Raw genomic sequence first — 5,442 nt, forward strand, 5'->3', positions numbered from 1 at the left:
CGATGCATAAAAAAAGCCCCCGAGGCATCTCGGGGGCTTTTCGTATGAGGTCCCTGGCGGTGACCTACTCTCGCATGGCAACTGCCACACTACCATTGGCGCGGGTGCGTTTCACTGCCGAGTTCGGGATGGGATCGGGTGGGACCACACCGCTATGGCCGCCAGGGAAGGGGTGCGGGCAGCGCTTGGTGAGCGCCAGCCCGGCAAAAGGGCGAATCGAGTGACAAGCGTTCGGGATACATCCAGATGTGTCGGTAAGGAAACATCGAAGCGTCTTGGGGTTATATGGTCAAGCCGCACGGATCATTAGTACGCGTTAGCTCAATGCATTGCTGCACTTCCACACCGCGCCTATCAACCAGGTGGTCTACCTGGGTCCTTAAGGAGACTCGAAGTCTCGGGAGATCTCATCTTGGGGCGTGCTTCCCGCTTAGATGCTTTCAGCGGTTATCACTTCCGTTCGTAGCTACCGGGCAATGCCATGGGCATGACAACCCGAACACCAGCGGAACGTCCACTCCGGTCCTCTCGTACTAGGAGCAGCCCCCCTCAAATCTCCAACGCCCACAACAGATAGGGACCGAACTGTCTCACGACGTTCTGAACCCAGCTCGCGTACCACTTTAAATGGCGAACAGCCATACCCTTGGGACCGACTACAGCCCCAGGATGTGATGAGCCGACATCGAGGTGCCAAACACCGCCGTCGATATGAACTCTTGGGCGGTATCAGCCTGTTATCCCCGGAGTACCTTTTATCCGTTGAGCGATGGCCCTTCCATACAGAACCACCGGATCACTAAGACCTACTTTCGTACCTGCTTGATCCGTCGATCTCGCAGTCAAGCACGCTTATGCCTTTGCACACAGTGCGCGATGTCCGACCGCGCTGAGCGTACCTTCGTGCTCCTCCGTTACTCTTTAGGAGGAGACCGCCCCAGTCAAACTACCCACCACACATGGTCCCCGACCCGGATAACGGGTCTGGGTTAGAACGTCAAGCACATCAGGGTGGTATTTCAAGGATGGCTCCACCGAAGCTAGCGCCTCGGTTTCAAAGCCTCCCACCTATCCTGCACAGATGAACTCAACGTTCAGTGTGAAGCTGTAGTAAAGGTTCACGGGGTCTTTCCGTCTTGTTGCGGGAACGCTGCATCTTCACAGCGATTTCAATTTCACTGAGTCTCGGGTGGAGACAGCGCCGCTGTCGTTACGCCATTCGTGCAGGTCGGAACTTACCCGACAAGGAATTTCGCTACCTTAGGACCGTTATAGTTACGGCCGCCGTTTACCGGGGCTTCGATCAAGAGCTTCGCCTTGCGGCTGACCCCATCAATTAACCTTCCGGCACCGGGCAGGCGTCACACCGTATACGTCCACTTACGTGTTTGCACAGTGCTATGTTTTTGATAAACAGTCGCAGCGGCCAGGTTACTGCGGCCCTCCAGTGCTCAGCTACGCATGTAGCCACACCGGGGGGCGTACCTTCTCCCGAAGTTACGGTACCATTTTGCCTAGTTCCTTCACCCGAGTTCTCTCAAGCGCCTTGGAATTCTCATCCTGCCTACCTGTGTCGGTTTACGGTACGGTCTCACCGTAGCTGAAGCTTAGGGACTTTTCCTGGAAGCGTGGCATCAGTCACTTCGGCTCATATAGAGCCTGGTCTCGGTGCTCGGCGTAAGTAAAAGAAGGATTTGCCTCCTAATACCGCCTACCGCCTTTCCCCGGGACAACCAACGCCCGGTAGACCTAGCCTTCTCCGTCCTCCCATCGCACTACGGCAAGGTGCGGGAATATTAACCCGCTTCCCATCGACTACGCTTTTCAGCCTCGCCTTAGGGGCCGACTCACCCTGCGCCGATGAACGTTGCGCGAGGAAACCTTGGGCTTTCGGCGGGAGGGCTTTTCACCCTCCTTATCGTTACTCATGTCAGCATTCGCACTTCTGATACCTCCAGCAGACCTCTCGATCCACCTTCGCAGGCGTACAGAACGCTCCTCTACCGCGCACACAAAGTGTGCACCCCGAGCTTCGGTGTATAGCTTGAGCCCCGTTGAATCTTCCGCGCGGGCCGACTCGACCAGTGAGCTATTACGCTTTCTTTAAAGGGTGGCTGCTTCTAAGCCAACCTCCTGGCTGTCTGTGCCTTCCCACATCGTTTTCCACTTAGCTATAACTTGGGGACCTTAGCTGCGGGTCTGGGTTGTTTCCCTTTTCACGACGGACGTTAGCACCCGCCGTGTGTCTCCCATGCAGTCTGTCCTGGTATTCGGAGTTTGCCATGGTTTGGTAAGTCGCGATGACCCCCTAGCCATAACAGTGCTCTACCCCCAGGAAGATACACATGAGGCGCTACCTAAATAGCTTTCGAGGAGAACCAGCTATCTCCGAGTTTGTTTAGCCTTTCACTCCGATCCTCAGCTCATCCCCATCTATTGCAACAGATGTGGGTTCGGTCCTCCAGTGCGTGTTACCGCACCTTCAACCTGGCCAAGGATAGATCACTCGGTTTCGGGTCTACTGCCAGAGACTATGCGCCCTATTCAGACTCGGTTTCCCTTCGCCTCCCCTAGATGGTTAAGCTTGCCACTGACAGTAAGTCGCTGACCCATTATACAAAAGGTACGCAGTCACCCCACGAAGGGGCTCCCACTGCTTGTACGTATACGGTTTCAGGGTCTATTTCACTCCCCTCTCCGGGGTTCTTTTCGCCTTTCCCTCACGGTACTGGTTCACTATCGGTCGGTCAGTAGTATTTAGCCTTGGAGGATGGTCCCCCCATGTTCAGACAGGGTTTCTCGTGCCCCGCCCTACTCGATTTCACGCCAAATGCCTTTTCGCTTACCGGGCTATCACCGTCTATGGCCGCACTTTCCAGAGCGTTCAACTAAAACATAAGGCGCTTAAGGGCTGTTCCCCGTTCGCTCGTCGCTACTCAGGGAATCTCGGTTGATTTCTTTTCCTCCGGGTACTTAGATATTTCAGTTCTCCGGGTTCGCTTCGTACACCTATGTATTCAGTGCACGATACTGCTTACGCAGTGGGTTTCCCCATTCGGACATTGCCGGATCAAAGCTTGTTGCCAGCTCCCCGACACTTTTCGCAGGCTGCCACGTCCTTCATCGCCTCTGACCGCCAAGGCATCCACCGTATACGCTTTGTCGCTTGACCATATAACCCCAAGTCGCCTCGGAGCCATATCGCCCAACAACACTTCGCCGTTTGCCTTAACGACACATCTTGGATTGGATGATCCAAAACGCTTGTCACTCGATTCGCTTGTCAAAGAACACGAAACAGGCTTCAACGCCTGTTCGTATGAAAATCTTATGTGTGCGCTGATCCAGAAAAAACTGGTGGAGCCAGTCGGGATCGAACCGACGACCCCCTGCTTGCAAAGCAGGTGCTCTCCCAGCTGAGCTATGGCCCCGAAAAGATGGTGGGTCTGGGAGGACTCGAACCACCGGCCTCACCCTTATCAGGGGTGCGCTCTAACCACCTGAGCTACAGACCCGTTTGATCGTGCCGACAAGCTCGCGCCCATGGGGGCGGCTCGTCTTTTTCTGGATGCAGGTGCCTTGTGTGGGCGTCTTGCGGGGTGGATCGTCCTTTCTCTAAAGGAGGTGATCCAGCCGCACCTTCCGATACGGCTACCTTGTTACGACTTCACCCCAGTCATGAACCACTCCGTGGTCGTCGTCCTCCCGAAGGTTAGACTAACGGCTTCTGGAGCAGCCCACTCCCATGGTGTGACGGGCGGTGTGTACAAGGCCCGGGAACGTATTCACCGTGGCATAGCTGATCCACGATTACTAGCGATTCCGACTTCACGCAGTCGAGTTGCAGACTGCGATCCGGACTGGGATCGGCTTTGTGGGATTGGCTCCACCTCGCGGCTTGGCAACCCTCTGTACCGACCATTGTAGTACGTGTGTAGCCCTGGTCGTAAGGGCCATGATGACTTGACGTCATCCCCACCTTCCTCCGGTTTGTCACCGGCAGTCTCCCTAGAGTTCCCACCATTACGTGCTGGCAACTAAGGACAAGGGTTGCGCTCGTTGCGGGACTTAACCCAACATCTCACGACACGAGCTGACGACAGCCATGCAGCACCTGTGTTCCGGTTCCCGAAGGCACCAAGGTGTTTCCACCAAGTTCCGGACATGTCAAGACCAGGTAAGGTTCTTCGCGTTGCATCGAATTAAACCACATACTCCACCGCTTGTGCGGGCCCCCGTCAATTCCTTTGAGTTTCAGTCTTGCGACCGTACTCCCCAGGCGGCGAACTTAACGCGTTAGCTTCGACACTGATCTCCGAAGTGAGACCAACGTCCAGTTCGCATCGTTTAGGGCGTGGACTACCAGGGTATCTAATCCTGTTTGCTCCCCACGCTTTCGTGCATGAGCGTCAGTGTTGGTCCAGAAGGCCGCCTTCGCCACTGATGTTCCTCCCGATCTCTACGCATTTCACCGCTACACCGGGAATTCCACCTTCCTCTACCACACTCTAGCTAGCCAGTATCCACTGCAATTCCCAGGTTGAGCCCGGGGCTTTCACAGCAGACTTAACTAACCGCCTGCGCACGCTTTACGCCCAGTAATTCCGATTAACGCTTGCACCCTCCGTATTACCGCGGCTGCTGGCACGGAGTTAGCCGGTGCTTATTCCTCAGGTACCGTCAGACTACACGGGTATTAACCGTGCAGATTTCGTTCCTGATAAAAGTGCTTTACAACCCGAGGGCCTTCTTCACACACGCGGCATTGCTGGATCAGGCTTGCGCCCATTGTCCAATATTCCCCACTGCTGCCTCCCGTAGGAGTCTGGGCCGTGTCTCAGTCCCAGTGTGGCTGATCATCCTCTCAGACCAGCTATCGATCGTCGTCTTGGTAGGCCGTTACCCCACCAACAAACTAATCGAACATCGGCTCATCCTGTCGCGTGAGGGCCCGAAGGCTCCCCCACTTTCTCCCGTAGGACGTATGCGGTATTAGCCCGGGTTTCCCCGGGTTGTCCCCCACAACAGGGCAGATTCCGATGCCTTACTCACCCGTCCGCCACTCGCCATCAAGAGAGCAAGCTCTCTCATGCTGCCGTTCGACTTGCATGTGTTAGGCATGCCGCCAGCGTTCAATCTGAGCCAGGATCAAACTCTTCACTTAAGTTTTCGACATTCCCGAAGGAACATCTATTCTTTCGAAGGTCCGAACCTAACTTCTGCATTCATCGCTGAATTACAAAGGTTAAAGGTTTGGACGCTTGCATTGGTTGGACTTCTCCAACTCCGCAAGGCGCCCACACAAGTCACCTGCGCACACTGTCAAAGATCAATCGCTTGCGAAGTTTCCTTCGCGTCCCTTGTTAGGACGTTTCGTCCGAGGGAGCCGCACATTCTACATCGCTTTCCGTTTCCGTCAACACCCTTTTTCAAGGAAATTTT

Annotated in this window: 2 tRNA genes and 3 rRNA genes; all 5 read right to left on the reverse strand. The window is 55.1% G+C overall.

Features of this window, described 5'->3' with window-relative positions:
* Positions 1-51: 51 nt before the first annotated feature.
* Positions 52-166, reverse strand: a 5S ribosomal RNA gene (gene rrf / locus BTJ49_RS15010).
* Positions 167-285: 119 nt separating this feature from the next.
* Positions 286-3,172 (reverse strand): 23S ribosomal RNA (locus tag BTJ49_RS15015).
* A 183-nt stretch (positions 3,173-3,355) separates the two neighbouring features.
* Positions 3,356-3,431 (reverse strand) — tRNA-Ala (locus BTJ49_RS15020).
* Positions 3,432-3,438: 7 nt separating this feature from the next.
* A tRNA-Ile gene (locus BTJ49_RS15025) sits at positions 3,439-3,515 on the reverse strand.
* Positions 3,516-3,617: 102 nt separating this feature from the next.
* Positions 3,618-5,164 (reverse strand): 16S ribosomal RNA (locus BTJ49_RS15030).
* The 16S, 23S and 5S rRNA genes sit together here with 2 tRNA genes alongside, the layout of an rRNA operon.
* Between the last annotated feature and the right edge of the window lie 278 nt (positions 5,165-5,442).

Origin of the sequence: Oleiagrimonas sp. MCCC 1A03011 (assembly GCF_003267965.1) — a bacterium.
GTDB lineage: Bacteria > Pseudomonadota > Gammaproteobacteria > Xanthomonadales > Rhodanobacteraceae > Oleiagrimonas > Oleiagrimonas citrea.